Source organism: Mucilaginibacter angelicae (assembly GCF_042434235.1).
GTDB lineage: Bacteria > Bacteroidota > Bacteroidia > Sphingobacteriales > Sphingobacteriaceae > Mucilaginibacter > Mucilaginibacter angelicae.
In genome coordinates, this window is sequence record NZ_JBHLTS010000075.1 from 22,823 (window position 1) to 39,917 (window position 17,095).

General features: G+C 42.3%; 18 protein-coding genes. 10 read left to right on the forward strand and 8 right to left on the reverse strand.

What is annotated here, in order from left to right; all coding sequences use genetic code 11:
- Positions 1-67: 67 nt before the first annotated feature.
- Complete coding sequence (locus tag ACFFGT_RS25215; protein ID WP_377025289.1) at positions 68-502, forward strand: hypothetical protein; 435 nt, start codon at positions 68-70, stop codon at positions 500-502.
- Between the two features lie 60 nt (positions 503-562).
- Here ACFFGT_RS25215 and ACFFGT_RS25220 read toward each other — a convergent pair whose 3' ends face one another.
- The 3 genes from ACFFGT_RS25220 to ACFFGT_RS25230 all read right to left on the reverse strand — a co-directional run bounded on the left by ACFFGT_RS25220 (position 563) and on the right by ACFFGT_RS25230 (position 4,566).
- The gene (locus ACFFGT_RS25220; RefSeq protein ID WP_377025290.1) at positions 563-2,353 is read right to left on the reverse strand and encodes a DNA polymerase III subunit gamma/tau; all 1,791 of its coding nucleotides are present in this window, start codon (positions 2,351-2,353) and stop codon (positions 563-565) included.
- Between the two features lie 108 nt (positions 2,354-2,461).
- Entirely contained in the window at positions 2,462-3,916 is a 1,455-nt protein-coding gene (locus tag ACFFGT_RS25225; protein ID WP_377025291.1) for a capsule assembly Wzi family protein, read from the reverse strand.
- A 410-nt stretch (positions 3,917-4,326) separates the two neighbouring features.
- Positions 4,327-4,566: a hypothetical protein gene (locus ACFFGT_RS25230; RefSeq protein WP_377025292.1), complete on the reverse strand. Its 240-nt coding sequence runs from the start codon at positions 4,564-4,566 to the stop codon at positions 4,327-4,329.
- Positions 4,567-4,725: 159 nt separating this feature from the next.
- Here ACFFGT_RS25230 and rpsF point away from each other — a divergent pair, with 159 nt between their 5' ends.
- The 4 genes from rpsF to mtgA all read left to right on the forward strand — a co-directional run bounded on the left by rpsF (position 4,726) and on the right by mtgA (position 6,697).
- Positions 4,726-5,094, forward strand: coding sequence for a 30S ribosomal protein S6 (gene rpsF, locus ACFFGT_RS25235; protein ID WP_377025293.1), 369 nt, complete (start codon positions 4,726-4,728; stop codon positions 5,092-5,094).
- Positions 5,094-5,357 (forward strand): 30S ribosomal protein S18, encoded by a 264-nt coding sequence (rpsR, locus tag ACFFGT_RS25240; protein ID WP_022833472.1) that lies wholly within the window; start codon positions 5,094-5,096, stop codon positions 5,355-5,357. The genes rpsF and rpsR overlap by 1 nt, the downstream gene beginning before the upstream one ends.
- 15 nt (positions 5,358-5,372) lie before the next feature.
- Positions 5,373-5,816 (forward strand): 50S ribosomal protein L9, encoded by a 444-nt coding sequence (gene rplI, locus ACFFGT_RS25245; protein WP_377025294.1) that lies wholly within the window; start codon positions 5,373-5,375, stop codon positions 5,814-5,816.
- Between the two features lie 119 nt (positions 5,817-5,935).
- Complete coding sequence (mtgA, locus tag ACFFGT_RS25250; protein WP_377025295.1) at positions 5,936-6,697, forward strand: monofunctional biosynthetic peptidoglycan transglycosylase; 762 nt, start codon at positions 5,936-5,938, stop codon at positions 6,695-6,697.
- Between the two features lie 239 nt (positions 6,698-6,936).
- Here mtgA and msrA read toward each other — a convergent pair whose 3' ends face one another.
- Positions 6,937-7,428: a peptide-methionine (S)-S-oxide reductase MsrA gene (msrA, locus tag ACFFGT_RS25255; RefSeq protein WP_377025296.1), complete on the reverse strand. Its 492-nt coding sequence runs from the start codon at positions 7,426-7,428 to the stop codon at positions 6,937-6,939.
- A 410-nt stretch (positions 7,429-7,838) separates the two neighbouring features.
- On the opposite strand from msrA, the gene ACFFGT_RS25260 reads away from it, so the two are divergent.
- Complete coding sequence (locus ACFFGT_RS25260; RefSeq protein WP_377025297.1) at positions 7,839-8,924, forward strand: alpha/beta hydrolase; 1,086 nt, start codon at positions 7,839-7,841, stop codon at positions 8,922-8,924.
- A gap of 3 nt (positions 8,925-8,927) precedes the next feature.
- On the opposite strand, the gene ACFFGT_RS25265 is transcribed toward ACFFGT_RS25260, so the two are convergent.
- The 3 genes from ACFFGT_RS25265 to typA all read right to left on the reverse strand — a co-directional run bounded on the left by ACFFGT_RS25265 (position 8,928) and on the right by typA (position 12,211).
- On the reverse strand, positions 8,928-9,221 hold the full coding sequence (locus ACFFGT_RS25265; RefSeq protein WP_377025298.1) for a YciI family protein: 294 nt from the start codon (positions 9,219-9,221) through the stop codon (positions 8,928-8,930).
- A 67-nt stretch (positions 9,222-9,288) separates the two neighbouring features.
- Positions 9,289-9,900: a YdeI/OmpD-associated family protein gene (locus tag ACFFGT_RS25270; RefSeq protein WP_377025299.1), complete on the reverse strand. Its 612-nt coding sequence runs from the start codon at positions 9,898-9,900 to the stop codon at positions 9,289-9,291.
- Positions 9,901-10,399: 499 nt separating this feature from the next.
- Positions 10,400-12,211, reverse strand: coding sequence for a translational GTPase TypA (gene typA, locus ACFFGT_RS25275; protein ID WP_377025300.1), 1,812 nt, complete (start codon positions 12,209-12,211; stop codon positions 10,400-10,402).
- 208 nt (positions 12,212-12,419) lie between these two features.
- On the opposite strand from typA, the gene ACFFGT_RS25280 reads away from it, so the two are divergent.
- A complete protein-coding gene (locus ACFFGT_RS25280) occupies positions 12,420-12,926 on the forward strand; it encodes a hypothetical protein (RefSeq protein ID WP_377025301.1) in 507 nt (168 codons plus the stop codon).
- Between the two features lie 8 nt (positions 12,927-12,934).
- On the opposite strand, the gene ACFFGT_RS25285 is transcribed toward ACFFGT_RS25280, so the two are convergent.
- Complete coding sequence (locus ACFFGT_RS25285) at positions 12,935-13,723, reverse strand: alpha/beta hydrolase (protein WP_377025302.1); 789 nt, start codon at positions 13,721-13,723, stop codon at positions 12,935-12,937.
- 164 nt (positions 13,724-13,887) lie between these two features.
- On the opposite strand from ACFFGT_RS25285, the gene ACFFGT_RS25290 reads away from it, so the two are divergent.
- From ACFFGT_RS25290 to ACFFGT_RS25300, 3 genes are all read left to right on the forward strand, one after another.
- Entirely contained in the window at positions 13,888-14,595 is a 708-nt protein-coding gene (locus ACFFGT_RS25290; RefSeq protein ID WP_377025303.1) for an esterase family protein, read from the forward strand.
- A gap of 79 nt (positions 14,596-14,674) precedes the next feature.
- Positions 14,675-15,856: an ATP-grasp domain-containing protein gene (locus ACFFGT_RS25295; RefSeq protein WP_377025304.1), complete on the forward strand. Its 1,182-nt coding sequence runs from the start codon at positions 14,675-14,677 to the stop codon at positions 15,854-15,856.
- Between the two features lie 140 nt (positions 15,857-15,996).
- Positions 15,997-17,094, forward strand: a complete 1,098-nt coding sequence (locus ACFFGT_RS25300) for a carboxylate-amine ligase (RefSeq protein ID WP_377025305.1) — start codon at positions 15,997-15,999, stop codon at positions 17,092-17,094.
- Position 17,095: the final 1 nt, after the last annotated feature.

The window sequence follows — 17,095 nt, forward strand, 5'->3', positions numbered from 1 at the left end:
TTTTGGTCGATTTGCTTTTTTGGCAGGGTTTTTACTGTGTATATTTATACTATAAAAACACAGACCTATGAACAACGATCAAATTGACGACGCAGGTTTTAATGACGATCTGCCTGATCGCGACGAAACACTGAAAGACGAGTTGGGCGAAACCATTGATAAGGAAAACCTGAGCTATAACCCGGAGGCTAACAGCTACGAATACGATGTTAAAAGCGATGACCCGGATTATGACCATCCCGACCCGTATCATACTACAGCAAAAAACGGCGAGGACATCAACTCCACCTATGATGAGGCAAACCCCTATGATGTTGACGGCGAATTTGACGAAGACCGTTCGCTTGAAACCGATGTGGATGAATTAGCAATGCACATTGACCACGGCCAAAGCGTGGAAGTTGATCCCGTTGACGCGGCCCTTGCCCATACCCCCGAAGATGACCGCGAAGACCTGGATGAAGAAGGATATCCCAAAAACGACAGGCCTCCCTTAAAATAATTTATCAAATGCTGAATTGTGGGTTTTAATTAAGCACACAGTTCAGCATTTAAACCCGGCTTAATCAAAATCAAGGTTAAACCTGCTCTTTAACTCCAGCAACTGCGGGTTGCGGGCTGCCATATGCTGAAACTTTTCGGGGGTGGTATAAGGTTTGCGCACTACCTTTTGTTCGTCGACCCGGGCATTTACATCAATAGTAAAATTTTTAAGGGTGCTGCGCAGGTAATTAAGCATAACAGGCTTTTCATCCCTGAACATATTTTCCTGCACCATGTTACCTACTACTACCTCAAAAACATAAGGCCTTAACATCCGTGGGGCATTAGCTGTAAAAATGGTTACCAGCGTTTTTTTACCTTCCTTTTTTACATATGCAGCAAAATCGCTCCAGCACTGCAAAAAGGCATCCATGGTAAAATCTTCTTTATCCTCGCCTTTTAAATAAGGGTCTTCTTCTTCAAGTAAAGCTTCCTGCGTTTTAACCTCGCCGGTTAACGAAGGCGTTTGTGAGCTTCGTAAAGGCATCACCACCTTAGGCTTTTCGGCCGGAGGGGGCGTTTCTTTTACCGGTACAGATGGCGTTACAACCTCTTTTTGGGGAGCGCTGTATACAGGCGCGGCTTCGCTCACCACGGATACAGCAGGACTTGCCGATGAACCATTAACAGGTGTTACTGCTGAGGTATCAGGTTTTTTTTTTAATCCCCCGTCGGTAGCGGGCGTTACTGTAAGCGGTGTGGTTGCCAGGTTAAATACCGATGGCAGATGGCACATCTTGAGTAAGGCCAGCTCAACCTGCAACCGCTGGTTTTTACTGAGCTTGTAACTGATATCGCACTGGTTGGCAATATTCATGGCCGAAAGTAAAAACGATACCGATGCCTGCTGCGATTGCTGCAGGTATTTTGTTTTGATGCCTTCGCTCACCTCAAGCAACTTTAACGTTGATTGATCCTTCCCAACCAGCAGGTTTCTGAAGTGTTCAGAAAGACCGGCAATAAAATGGGCGCCATCAAACCCGCGCGAAAGGATCTCGTCAAAAAACAGCAATACTTTTGCGGTATCTTCCTTAAGCAGGCTTTCGGTTATATTAAAGTAGTAATCGTAATCAAGTATGTTCAGGTTATCAATAACCGAACGATAGGTTACCTTGCCGCCCGAAAAGCTCACGATCTGATCAAACATCGATAACGCATCGCGCAAACCTCCATCGGCTTTCTGGGCTATAATATGCAGGCCATCGGGTTCGTAGCTGATGTTTTCCTTACCGGCAATTGATGCCAGGTGACCAGCCATATCCTCAACCCTGATGCGGTTAAAATCAAAGATCTGGCAACGGGAAAGAATGGTTGGCAGGATCTTATGCTTTTCGGTAGTGGCCAATATAAATATGGCATAATGAGGCGGCTCTTCCAGCGTTTTCAGGAACGCGTTAAATGCGGCCTGCGATAGCATGTGCACCTCATCAATAATATAAACCTTGTAACGGGCAGCCTGCGGAGGGATCCGTACCTGCTCTATCAGGCTGCGGATATCATCAACAGAATTGTTTGATGCAGCATCAAGCTCATGTACGTTAAAGGAGTTTCCGTTTTCAAAAGCCTTGCATGATGGGCATTGGCCGCAGGCCTCGCCATTGGGCTGCAAATCGGTGCAATTAATGGTTTTTGCCAGGATCCGTGCACAGGTAGTTTTGCCCACGCCACGCGGGCCACAGAACAAAAATGCCTGTGCCAGCTGGTTATTTTTTATAGCATTTTTGAGCGTATTGGTTATATGTTGCTGACCAACAACGGTTTCAAAAGTAGCCGGGCGATACTTACGGGCCGAAACAATGAAATTATCCACAAGTGCTAAGGTAGTGAGAAATTAGGTTTAGTGAAAGAGCGCTTTTGCTAAAATTTTGAACATCCACCATTTAACCCTATTCATAAAAGCCGCAAACCTGGCATTTTGCTACATAAACGCCTTTGAAACTTTTAATATAACACCAAAGGAATTATACAATAAGCCTCCACGGTCATAAGCCAGATCGTACCCAATACTATAGCCATTTTGTAATGACCGCGAACTTCCAAAATAAAGTGACAGCTGATTTATTTTGCCAAATGCACCGGGATTACTTGGTTCGGTTAATTTACCGCTTACCCACCTGAAAGGTTCGGTACCGGTTTGAAAAGTACCCAGGTTATGCGACCAGGAAACTTTAGCAGTATAATTCCATTTAAATGCGTAAAACTGTGCAGCAGCATGCAGGGCATACAACCTGTTATTGATAAAAAACTGTTTCGGATCGCGTCCCACATCAGCCCTTGCATCTGCTGCAGTTGTAATAAACGGAGAACCTAAAGCAATATTTTTATATGACCAGCCTTCTACGTACTCGTAATTATTATAGTAATCCTCTGCGCCCGAATGTGTAATTTTAGAATCTGCAGTACCAGCCTGGTTAGCCGTATACAAAAACTCAACCAATAGCTTTTTCCAAACAAAATTACCTGACCCAGCCTGGTTATTGGTAAAACTGATACCGTTTAAACCATCCTTTATGTTAGCAAGCGACCACAAACCACCTTTATCATAAAAATTTTGACGATAAAGCTTCAGTGTAAATGCATCAAATTTATACTCAGCCCCCACATCTACTGAGCCGAGATGGTTACCTACTTTTGATTGATTAAACACCTTGCCGGTAAATATATACCAGTAAGTTTCCGGACCAGACAGGTTAAACCTTGGCCCTAAAACTTTTCTTTCATCGCCCCATAATACCTGGTGATTATATCCGGCTTCAAAATTAAGCCTCCAGGAAGGCTTTCCTATTTTGACATAAAGATAATTTTCAAAATAATAGCTCTTAAAATTCATATCCCGGTTCCGGTACGTTGATGAAATTGTACCGGCATACCCATTTGCAAGGGCACCTTTAATAGCAAACAGTTTATCCCAAAATGGCAAACTATAATAGTTAGGTATACTGATGCTTACTTTAGGGACCCCCAAAGCATTGCCCGATATGGCGAATGAGCCTGACGACAGGCTTGAATCAACAAGCCCTATAATATCTTTTGAGCGGCCTGCTTTTAGTTCAAAAATACCTGCATGGGCTTTGATCAGTCCTTCAATAAGTAAAAACCTGCTGTCGTTACCCGCATTGCCACGCCCTTCAAATGAAAAGCCCCAGCCATAGTTTTTTGTTGTGTCATAATCTTTTCGGATTTTCCCGATCAAACTTCCCGAACCTCCCGACAGCGGAACACTGCCAAACTGATTTGCCCTTAACCAAAACGGCACCACGTTATTTGTGGTTGCTATACCCTGGGCTTCCAAACTAATATGCACATCCTGATATTGTGCTTTTGCTAAAAAAAAAGATAAAAGTACCGGCAATAGAACAAATAGTTTTTTCATAGATAGACAGTTTCGGCAAACGACTTATTTCAAATAACTGAAAATGAATTTTTATTAATAATAATGTTATTTTATTATTAAAATTTCATTTATAATATCAATAAATACACATAACAACCACAATATAAGCATTCCATTAAACAATTCTAAATTTAACCATTGATTAAATTTAACTATCCGTTTAACCATATGAAAATCAAGTCGAAAAAATTTAAATCCTGAAGAAATCAAAATCTAACGCGAAAGAAACCGGCGTTACGTTTTATTTATAATTTTTTATGAATTAAGGACAGTTTAGGAAATAACTATCCTGATTGCCCTGAAACGGCAATATGCGGGTGTATAGGATACGTAAATTATAAAGCCTCTATACTGTAATCAAGGGCCAAAAACTTCACACCTAACGGTGTTTATTGAAGGTCATCATCGGGCAAATGATCATCATCTTCAGGGTCGGGCTCACCCCTATCATCATCAACCTGTATTTCATGCAGGTCTTCCTTATCATCAAGTATATCATCAAAATCTTCGTCCTCCTGGTCATTCCAGTCGCCCTCAAGGGGATCGTCCCCGCCACTGTACATCAGGATTTCATCAAATGAAGGTATTTTTGAGCTTTCAGCCCCGGTAAGGTTTGCTACTAACTGCATAGCTTTAAGTTTTTTAGATAGAACGGCACATTATATTATAAGTTTTAAAAAAGCCTGTAAATAGTTATTAACCACTATCAACATTGATTTGAAAATTCCAAAACTATTTGTACATTTGCAGCCCCGTTATAGCGGGCAAATAATTAAAAATCAAGTATAATGCAACAGTACGAAATCGTGATCGTTCTAACCCCGTTGCTTTCAGAAGAGACTGCTAAAGAGGCAAATGCCAAATACAGCAAAGTCCTGACTGATGGCGGAGCCGAAATTGTCCAGGAGGATAATTGGGGTTTGAGAAAATTAGCGTACCCTATTCAAAAGAAAACTACAGGGTACTATCACTTAACTGAATTTAAGGCTCCGGGTGAATTAATTAACAAATTGGAGATAGAGTTAAGGCGCGATGAGCGTGTTTTGCGTTTCCTGACCATTGCTTTGGATAAACATGCCATTGCTTACAATGACAAAAAACGTAGCGGTGCTTTTAACAAAAAACCAGCAGCTAAAGCAGAGGAGGCATCAAACTAATGGCTAACGAACAAATTAAATACGTTACCGCTCCAAAAGTGGAGGATAACCGTAAAAAATACTGCCGTTTCAAAAAGAACGGTATTAAGTATATCGATTACAAAGACGCAAACTTTTTATTAAAGTTCATTAACGATCAGGGTAAAGTATTACCACGTCGTTTAACCGGTACTTCATTAAAGTTTCAGCGCAAAGTGGCGCAAGCTGTTAAACGCGCTCGTCACATCGGTTTATTACCTTACGTTACAGATTCATTAAAATAATAGGAGATTTAAGAAATGGAAGTTATTTTAAAACAAGATGTAAAAAACCTGGGTGATAAAGACGATATCGTAAATGTGAAACCAGGTTATGGCCGTAACTATCTTTTACCAAAAGGCTACGCCATATTAGCTACTGAAAGTGCACGTAAAGTTTTAGCTGAAAACCTTAAACAAGCTCAATTTAAGCAAGAAAAAATCCGTAAGGATGCTGATGCTATTGCAGCCCGTTTAGAAGGTATTAAACTTAACATCGGCGCTAAAGCCGGCGAAACTGGCAAAATCTTCGGTGCTATCAACACTATCCAAATTGCTGATGCATTGAAAAAAGAAGGTTTTGAAGTTGACCGTCGCAGGATCACTTTTGACCAGGAGCCAAAATTTGTTGGTGAGTATGTTGCCAACATCAACCTGCACAAAGAAGTTAAAGTACAGGTTCCGTTTGCAGTAGTAGCGGAGTAATTATATTTATTCAGGAATTCGGAGTTTCGATTTCGGATTTTTGGAAAAAATTTAGAATTTTAGAGGGTGTTTTGTCAATGACGAAGCACCCTCTTCTTTTATAAGGCAATATTATAACAGTGTTAAAGTTTTTCAGCAAAAACAACCAGAAGTCAAAGTCGGATAAGCGGAACTCCAAATCGGATTCAAAGTTTTACGGTATCCCTAAACTTATATTCAGAATTTTCAAACTGGCATTCATTCTGTTTTTTGGTTTAAGCTTATTGGGTGTGATTGGTTACCGTTTTATCAACCCTCCTTTTACCTGGTTAATGATTGAGCGGGGATTTCAGCGCAAATCGGCAGGCAAAGACTGGAAGATTGACAAAAAGTGGAAGGATTTTGACGACATCTCTGACAATATGAAGCGTGCCGCAGTTGCCGCCGAAGACCAAACATTTTTAGAACACCACGGCTTCGATTTTAACGCCATTGAAAAAGCCATTGAAAAAAACTCGCACAGCAAAAAACTTATCGGCGGCAGTACCATATCTCAGCAGGTAGCCAAAAACGTTTTCCTTTGGGAAGGGCGTTCGTTAATTCGCAAGGGTATCGAGGCCTATTTTACTATATTGATAGAAACCTTCTGGAGCAAAAAACGCATCATGGAGGTTTACCTCAACGAAATTGAAATGGGCGATGGCATTTATGGTGTTGAAGCCGCTTCACAGGCTTATTTCCACAAATCAGCATCTGATTTAACCCGGCAGGAGGCTGCAGCCATAGCGGTGATTTTCCCGAGCCCTTTAAAATGGTCGGCCACTAACCCAACAAAGTATTTAAGGCACCGGCAGTATCTGATCATGAAAAACATGAAACGATTAGGGCCGCTGGATTTTTAGCCCCCTGAAGCTACTAAGGTGTATGCATCTTGTCAAGGAATACCGACCAATAAAAACGAATGTCATTTCGACGAACCAATTTGGCAATGTGCGGCGCAGTGAGGAGAAATCTTATGCATCCTGCTCTACAGGGCGTATAAGATTTCTCTTTCGCCCTACCTCTCAGCCCCCCTGCTCAATCGAAATGACATTTTCTTTTATTTAAGAATACGTGATTTACTTAATGTGTTCTTTACTTATCAGCTCAATTTCCAATCGGGCCTTTCAAAGTGGCAAGTATAACCATATGGATTTTTCTGAAGATAATCCTGGTGTTCGGCCTCCGCGTTCCAAAAATCAGTTGCAGGTACTACTTCAGTAACTATCTTTCCAGGCCATATTCCGGAGGCATCCATTTCCGCTATCAACGCGTTAGCTACTTCACGCTGGCTTTCATTCAAATAAAAAATAGCTGAACGGTAAGAAGTGCCGACATCATTCCCCTGCCTGTTCCGGGTAGTAGGGTCGTGTATCTGAAAAAAATATTCAAGGAGCTTACGGTAAGATAATTGAGCAGGATCAAATTCAATCTCAATCCCTTCGGCGTGTGTTCCGTGATTTCGATAAGTTGCATTACGCACATCCCCGCCTGTGTATCCCACTACCGTGGAAATAACGCCAGGATAATGTCTGAACAATTCTTCTACCCCCCAAAAGCAACCGCCGGCCAAAATGGCTTTTTCTATATTCATAAGGCTTATATTTATAACATAAAGGTAGGTCACAAATGGGTAAATGACAAAAGATAGATGGATGATATCTTCGCTCCCGTTAAAACCATGGGTATTCGAAAGATGAAATTATCTTTAAAAAGTATGTCATTGCAAGCGTAGCGTGGCAATCTCGTAGCCAATGCATGTCCGATCTGTATAGCTACGAGATTGCTTCGTTCCCGAAAAAGGTTCGGGACAGGCTGTTCCTTCTCGTATGACAAGGTTTTTTAACCAATATTTCCAACCGGCCTTCATCTTATGAACACCTAATGCTGTTAACACTATCAATATAATCTTCTCTTTGGTCGAGGTTTAGCGATAGTATTTATTTCCACAGCGCTGTAACCTTTTGTAAATTAACGCTATCTTAATTATATAATCATACCGTCATGTTAAAACAAACCCTGAAGCCCGGCATAATTCTCTTCGCTTTTGTCTTTTTTGCAAATATTGTAACCGCCCAGGTTAAAAGCACTTCCCCCACTCCGTTTACCGATAAAGACATGGTGCAGTGGGATTACAGCTCAAAAGTTATCGGCGAGGATTATACCATCTATGTACATTTCCCGCCGGGTTATGATACTACCAAAACCAAATACCCGGTACTATACATGACCGATGGCGACTGGAACATGACCGTAGCCATGAACTGCTTCAACATGCTCAGGCAGGATTATGAAACCACTGAAGCGCTCATTGTAGGTATCGGATACGGCAGCCGCCCTAACCAAAGAAGCCGCGACCTTAACCCCGCAACCGGCGGACCAAAATTCATTTCGTTCATTGAGCAGGAGGTAATCCCATTTATACAAAGTAAATACCGTGTAAACGACAATAAAGCGCTATACGGCTATTCATACGGCGGCATGTTCACTACTATGGTACTGTTTGATCATCCCAACCTGTTTAACATGATCTTTATAGGCGCGCCGGGCAACGGCGGCAGTGAGCTGATCCCTTCGGCAAAAAAATATTTCGCCAATAATCATGACCTGAACTGCCGGGTATTTTTGGGCGTTGGTTCTTTTGAACACACTACTGCCAAAAACATTGAAGATTTTAAGGAATACATGGAAAACCAGCACTGCAAAGGTTTGGATATAGCTACAGCCATCACTCCCAATGCCGGGCATGGAGCAGCCCTGGCCCAGGTAATGCAAAATGCCATAGCTTTTGCCTATTGTAAAAAGCATAAAGAGATAGCCATACCTGCTAAAGATCTGCAGCAATATACTGGTACTTATATCATAGCAGGCGATACTAAAGATAAGTTCAAACTGTACGTAGCCGATAACAAGCTTCATTTTTCAAACAATGATAACCCTCCTATAACGCTTGTACCGTTTGCTAAAGATTCGTTCTTTATGCACGAAAATGAAAGGGATGAAGTCTTTTTTCACACGGAAGCGGGCAAAATGTATATACTATACAGTCCGCTTCATGAAAAACCAACCCGGCTGGATAAAGTAAACTAAACTTTATCCGGCAGATAGCATTGCCATTAAATCGGGATGATAAACCGGCGTTAAAAACTCTGTGATAGTAAATTCAGCAAGCTTGTGCTGATAAAACGGATCCTCGGTTATGATTTGCTCAATTTGTTCACGGGAGCTTGCAAAGGCCATAATAACACCACCTGTACGCGGCACTTTCGGCCCCCACATAACAAATACCTTTTCATCATAATATTTTTTTAGGTGGTTTAAATGGACTTCCATATAAACACTAACCTCTTCAAAAGGGGCTAAATAATTAAGATCGATGAAAAACATAAGCGCAAAGTTTTAATATTTCGGCAAAGCTTTAACCCGGATAAATCGCTATTTAAAATTACTGAATTTATTTATACTTCCAGTGCCTTGATTTACCTTCAGTAAGCCATTCAGCAGCTGTTTCCATGCGCTTGAGGCGGGTGGTTTCGGTCTTGGCTTCAGTTATCCACTCTATATATTCCTTTTTCTGTGAATAGCTAAACTGGTTCAGATTAAGCCAGGCTTGCGGATGGGCTTCTAAAAATTTCACAAAATAATCCGGCACCACCAATTCATCCCGTTGAGCAGGCGACTTTTTCACTGAGGCTGGTCTTACCTTATTATCCTCATTTAAGGTTATGGCCTGCTGTATAAATTCAATAAGCACTTCTTTTGGCGGCAGGTCATCAATACTTGTTAACCGGCCAAAGCTACCGGCCGCCTGCTCGGCCAGGCTCAATATATTTTGCGGATCGTACAATAACGATGCTTTCCAAAACCCAAACGAGCAATGCTGTTTAAAAGCGGCCATATTACAAACCACGCCCTTATAATCAAAAAATGGCATGCTCCATTTCATGGTTTCGGTTATCATAGGCGCGGCTTCATGCACTACTGCCCTAATGTAGTTTAAAATTGGTTTTGCAAATTCGGGCGATTTTTCGATGTAGGCATCAACCCGGCTATCGTAATGTTCCATAATTAAAGTTAGTAATTTCAACGGAGATCTAAGTATGGCAACCTTGGGGAGAGCATCGCTATTATAACAGGAGGCACCTACCGAGCCTTGAAATTGGTTTGCTTTCTTCTATAAACACGGTAGGGCAATGTCATTATTTAAGGAATTGACAGGATACACCATAGGTGCAAAAGGTTTGTAGAAAAAAATAAAATAAATGATTTTTTAGTGTGCCAGAGGTACACAACTCCGGTGTTCCGTACCTCTGGCACGGTTATTTTGGGAATCTATGTCGCTACAAACCTGTTCCCCCTCTGGGGGATTTCCCTTAAATAAAGACAACGCCCTCTGGGGTAATTCTTCATAATTGTTTTACACTCCATAGGAGTGACGTGTTTATAGCAGAATATAAAAGGCTGTATTTGGCTCCGTAGGTGCTTCCTGCCTGCTATTGATAATATACCAAACAAAAAAAGCCCTCCGGTTAACCGGAGGGCTTCATATGCTTATTTATCAAATATTATTGGCTGATAAATTTCTTAGCGTTGATCTTACGTTCGTTTTCGTTAAGATAAATTTTACGTAAACGGATGCTTTGCGGCGTAACCTCAATGTACTCATCGGCCTGGATATACTCCATTGATTCTTCTAACGAGAATTTAATAGCCGGAGCAATACGTACGTTGGTATCGCTACCAGATGCACGCATGTTGGTTAACTGCTTGCCTTTAGTTAAGTTAATAACCAAATCGTTATCGCGGATGTGCTCGCCTAAAACCTGGCCTTCGTAAATATCAACTCCCGGATCAACGTGGAACCTGCCACGATCCTGTAATTTATCAATTGCGAAAGCAGTAGTTTTACCGGTATCCATTGATACCAATACACCATTTAAACGGCCCGGGATCTGACCTTTCCATGGTTCGTATGCTTTGAAACGGTGTGCCATGATAGCCTCGCCGCCTGTTGCGGTTAATACGTTGTTACGTAAACCGATGATACCACGAGCAGGGATATCAAACTCAAGGTGTTGTAAATCGCCTTTAGGCTCCATGATCAACAAATCACCTTTACGTTGTGTTACCAGCTCAATTACTTTACCTGCAACATCACCCGGTACGTCAACTATAAGGGTTTCAACCGGCTCACATTTAACGCCATCAATTTCTTTAACGATAACCTGTGGCTGACCAACCTGCAATTCGTAACCTTCACGACGCATAGTTTCAATCAGTACCGATAAGTGAAGGATACCACGACCATAAACCAGGTATGAATCAGGTGATTCGGTTTCAACAACCCTAAGCGCCAGGTTTTTTTCCATCTCTTTGTACAAACGGTCGCGCAGGTGGCGTGAAGTAACAAATTTACCTTCTTTACCAAAGAAAGGTGAAGTATTGATGGTGAACAACATGTTCATTGTTGGCTCATCAATTTTAATTACTTCCAGTTGTTCTGGTTTTTCAAAATCGGCAATGGTATCGCCAATATCAAAACCTTCAATACCTACTACAGCACAGATATCGCCCGAGCTAACTTCAGTAGCACGTACTTTACCCAAGCCTTCAAATGTATAAAGTTCTTTGATCCTTGATTTTTGAATAGTGCCATCGCGTTTTACCAAAGATACCGGCTGGTTTTCTTTGATAGTACCGCGTGCAACCCTGCCGATAGCGATACGGCCTACGAAAGATGAATAATCTAACGAGGTGATCTGCATTTGCAGTGTACCTTCAGCAATAGGTGCCGGAGGAATGTTTTCTAATATAGCATCCATTAGCGGGAAGATATCCTCTGTAGGTTTCTTCCAGTCGGTGCTCATCCAGCCTTGTTTTGATGAACCGTAGATAACCGGGAAATCCAGTTGATCTTCAGTAGCTTCAAGGTTGAAGAATAATTCAAAAATTTGTTCGTAAACTTCTTCGGGGCGGCAGTTCTCTTTATCAACTTTGTTTACAACTACAATTGGCTTAAGGCCTAAACCCAAAGCTTTTTGCGTTACGAAACGGGTTTGAGGCATGGCGCCTTCAAAAGCGTCGCAAAGCAGCAATACACCATCGGCCATTTTCAATACACGCTCAACCTCGCCACCAAAATCGGCGTGACCAGGGGTATCAATAATGTTGATCTTAACATCTTTATACCTTACAGATACGTTTTTTGAAACGATGGTGATACCACGCTCACGTTCAAGGTCATTATTGTCGAGGATTAACTCTCCGGTTTGCTCATTGTCCCTGAAAATGGCACAGCTGTGCAGGATTTTATCAACCAAAGTAGTTTTACCGTGGTCAACGTGCGCTATAATCGCGATATTTCTTATTTTTTGCATGAAAATGCTCCCTAAAATTTGGCGCAAAGGTACACTTAATATATGAGATTTTAAAGCGTTTACAAGTTATAGTTGATAATTAATACATTAAGCTTACCTAAAGTACGCTTGCAGGATAAACCTTAAAGACAGATTGACGACTTTGATTGTCACTTCTTTCTTCAATTTTTATTGACAATTCTATAATTTTTGCTGAATTTAGAACGAAATGAAAAAACTTATCACGCTTCTGTTCACGATAATATTTGCCGTTAGTATAACCCACGCCCAAACTAACTGGATAACCCATAAAGCCGACAATCGTGTTTCGCTTAAATTCCCTACCGAGCCGGTGGAAAGAATAAAAGGTACCTTCATTGCAACATCCAAAGATACATCGATAGCTTACGTTTTTACCGTTGTTGATTTTGCAGCGACTGCCGGTATTGATTCAACGGCAATTGCTCCTTATAAAACGACACCAGAATTTGCATCCCAACTAAAAGCAGGTATACTAAAAAGCCTTCCCACTGTTGAACTCGAAGATTTTAAAATAGGGACATGGAAAGGATTTACCAGCTATACCAGTATAGGAGTTGACAATAAAAGCAAAAAATACTTCTTATTTATGTTCATCATTGGCAATAAGCTTTATAGTGTGTCATCAATTTTAGCTCCCAATGCAGATATCAAAAAGAAAGATGAGTTTGTATCTACTGTAGAAATAAGTAATTAAACTATACCTTATCTCCCAAAAGCCCAAACCAAAAACTTAGCCATTGCCCGGCCCCAGGTAGCGGTATCATGGGTACCTCCTACTAACTCAACATATTGAATTTCCTCCGGGCGTTTAAACCCTTTGGTTTCCATTTCCCTGATCAGGTCGATGGTATCATCAATGGCATCTATAATACCGTTTTTATTACGGTCGCTGCTTTCATCTTTGGTGCCGGTTTGCAGCCAGGCGCTGATACCTGGTTTAGCTTTTGTTTCTCTTATTACCTGGTGCATCAGCCTGTCGGCATCGGTGTAACCTTTGGCAAGGTCTTTTCCCCTCCACCAAAACGAGCCGGAAAAAACGCCTGCTTTATCAAACGATAAAGGGTTGTTCCAAACAATATCAAAAGCAGATAGACCGCCAAGCGAAAAACCTGCAAATGCGGTTGTATCAAATTCACTAAAACCGGTCAGTTGCTCTAATTGGGGCAGCAACTCTTCTTTTATAAATTGTGTATACACATCGGCTTTTGCTCCCCGGCCTTTAAAATCGGGCTTACCGGCAATCCCGTATTCATCCAGGCGGTCTTCACCCGCATGTATAGCCACAATCAATACGGGCTTAAGGCGATTGGAGTTATATAACGTTTCGAGCGTGGTTTTCAGTCCCAGGTTTTGCAGTTCTTGTCCGTCGTTAAGCAGCAGCAGGTTCAGGGGTTCTGCAATATCACTATCCTCGGGTTTCAGGATGGTTAAAGTTACCTCCCTACTAAGCAGTGTCGAGGTTATATTTATATCTTGTTCAGTTATCGTCATTTCAGTATCAAGCCAGCCCGGGTACATCTCTTTCTAAATTAAAATTAAGGGCACAAAAGTAAGCTATACTTTTTACTTTTTGGGGCTAAGGATTAATATTATCAGGCTGTTGCCTTTTTCAAACAAACCTCCTAACTTACAATCATTATAAAAACTACACTGCTTTGACCGAAAAATTTCACCGCTGGCACTCACCCAACACTAACACCGACCTCGAAATGCTGGTATTCGGCGATCGTGGTTACCCCGTGATCGTTTTCCCTACTACCAAAGGCCGCTATTATCAAAACAAAGATTTCGGCCTGATCGAGAGCGTAAAATGGTTTGTTGACAACGGCCTGGTGAAGATCTACTGCCCCGATACCATCGACGACCGCAGCTGGTACAATAAAGGCATCCACCCGGCCGACAGGGCCAAAACCTACGCCGGGTATGACCGCATGCTGCTAAACGAGCTTATTCCCTGGGCTATGCACGAAACAGGGGTTGGCAAAGTAGCTGTTGCCGGATGCAGTTTCGGGGGGTATCACGCCGCCAATTTTGCGTTTAAGCATCCCGAAAAAGTAAGGCACCTGTTTAGCATGGGCGGCGCATTTGATATCAAAATGTTTACCGATGGTTACTATGATGATAATATCTTTTACAATAACCCGGTTGATTTTTTACCGGGCAGTAACCATCACAACCTTTGGCAAATGAATATCATCCTTGGTACATCTGAGCATGACATATGCAAAGGTTATAATATCCAGCTCTCCAATATTTTAAAGCAAAAAAACATTAAACATTGGCTGGATATCCGCCCGTTTGCCAATCACGACTGGCCCATCTGGCGCGAAATGTTCCCGCATTATTTATCAACCATTAAATAAATCAATTATTGAATTAATGAGTTAGCGAATTATTGAATCAGAAACCCAAAGAAAAACAAACATATAAACACCTACTACCATGAAAAAAATTGGCATCTTATTCGGACAGGAAGATTCGTTTCCGCAAGCATTTGTGGATCGGGTAAACCAAAAAGCAGAAAAAGGCATCAGTGCCGAGTTTGTACGGCTTGATAAGGTAATGCAGGCCGAACCGCTTGATTACGCCGTGATCATCGACCGTATTTCGCAGGATGTGCCTTACTATCGTGCAGCCTTAAAAAATGCCGCTATTTGCGGTACCGCGGTAATCAACAACCCCTTTTGGTGGAGTGCCGACGAAAAATTTTTCAACAATGCCCTCGCCGTAAAAATCGGGGTGCCTGTGCCCAAAACGGTGATCCTGCCATCAAAGGAACTGCCCGATGACACTACCAATAAATCGTTCCGTAACCTGGCTTATCCATTGGATTGGAACGGCATTTTCAATTATGTAGGTTTTCCGGCCTATATGAAACCATTTGATGGCGGCGGCTGGAAAGAAGTTTACAAAATTGAAAACGAAAAGGATTTTTTCGACAAATACAACAAAACCAAACAATATGTAATGATGCTGCAGGAAGAGGTTGTTTTTGACGATTACTTCCGTTGCTACTGCATTGGCGGCAAGCATGTACGCATTATGCAATATGAGCCACGCAACCCTCACCACCTGCGTTACGAGCACGGCAAAGCACCTGCATCAAAAAAATTACTGGATACTGTTAAAGATTATGTAATAAAACTAAATCAATATTTAGGTTACGATTTTAATACTGTTGAGTTTGCTGTACGCGACGGCGTTCCTTATGCTATTGACTTTTGCAACCCTGCCCCCGATGCCGAAGTTACCAGTGTAGGCCAGGAAAACTTTGAATGGGTTGTTGAAACCGCCGCCGATTATGCCATTGAACGCGCCAAAAGTCAAAAAGAGGGCATCGACAACCTTACCTGGGGCGAGTATGTAAAAACATCAGCAGCAAAAACACCGCTTGTTGCGGCTGTTAAAAAAGTTAAAGCCGATGTTACAGTAGCTGCGGCTGACCATGCTATTGAAGCAGAGGGGAAAGTGAAGAAAGCTAAAGCAATTAAAGCACCTGCTGCAAAAGCTTCTGTTGCAAAAGAACCTGTTGTAAAAGCGGCCGTTGTGAAAGAACCGGTTGCAAAAGCAACCGCTGTGAAAGAAAAAGCAGCGGCTAAGCCTAAAAAGGCAGCTAAGAAATAAGGGCATGTGCGATTCCCCTCTTGAGAGGGGTGTAGGGGTGTGTTATCGCGAGTAGAAACACACCCCTTCTATCACACCACCCTATGCGCCCCCTCTCGAGAGGGGAGTTTTTAAGAAGAAGAGTAAAACCCTAACCAATTATGAACGAATTTACCTTAGGTGTTGAAGAAGAATTTATGGTGATTGATCCTGTATCGCGGGAGCTAAAATCGCATGAGCAAAAAATTGTGGATAGCGCGCAAAAGATCCATGAAGACCAGGTAAAGGCCGAAATGCACCAGGCAGTGGTTGAGGTGGGTACCCATATTTGCCGCAATACACAGGAGGCCCGTAAGGAGGTAAGCAAGCTCCGCACTACGGTGGCCCAACTGGCCGGCGATATAGGTTTGCGCATTGGCGCCGCGGGCACGCACCCGTTTTCGCACTGGCAGCACCAGTTGATTACCGATCATCCGCGATATTTTGAAATTGTGGATGAAATGCAGGAGGCTGCCCGTTCAAACCTCATTTTTGGCTTGCATGTGCACGTGGGCATCCAGTCGCGGGATATGGCTATTCATATAGCCAACCAGGTACGGTACTTTTTGCCGCACATTTATGCATTATCAACAAATTCGCCCTTTTGGGAAGGGCGAAATACGGGTTTCAAATCATTCCGCACCAAGGTTTTTGACAAGTTTCCGCGTACAGGCATACCCGATTACTTCAGCAGTATTGAGGAGTACGACCGCTATATTAAACTGCTGGTAAAAACCAACTGTATTGATAACGCCAAGAAGATCTGGTGGGATATCCGCGTACACCCATTCTTTGAAACCATCGAGTTCCGCATTTGCGATTGCCCTATGCTGGTTGATGAAACTATAGCTTTTACCGCGTTATTCCAGGCTTTGTGCGCTAAGCTGTATAAGCTCAGGGCGCAAAACATGACGTTCATTAACTATTCGCGCGCGCTCATTAATGAAAATAAATGGCGTGCTGCCCGTTACGGTATCGATGGTAAAATGATTGATTTCGGCAAGGAAATGGAGGTAAACACCCGTTCGCTGATTTTGGAATTACTTGATTTTGTTGACGATGTGGTTGATGAGCTTGGCTCGCGCGATGACCTGCAATATGTACACAGTATACTGGAGCATGGCACAGGGGCCGACAGGCAGCTGGCCATTTACCAGCAAAACAATAACTTTGCCGATGTGGTGGATTATATTACATCGCAAACATTGAAGGGGTTGTAAG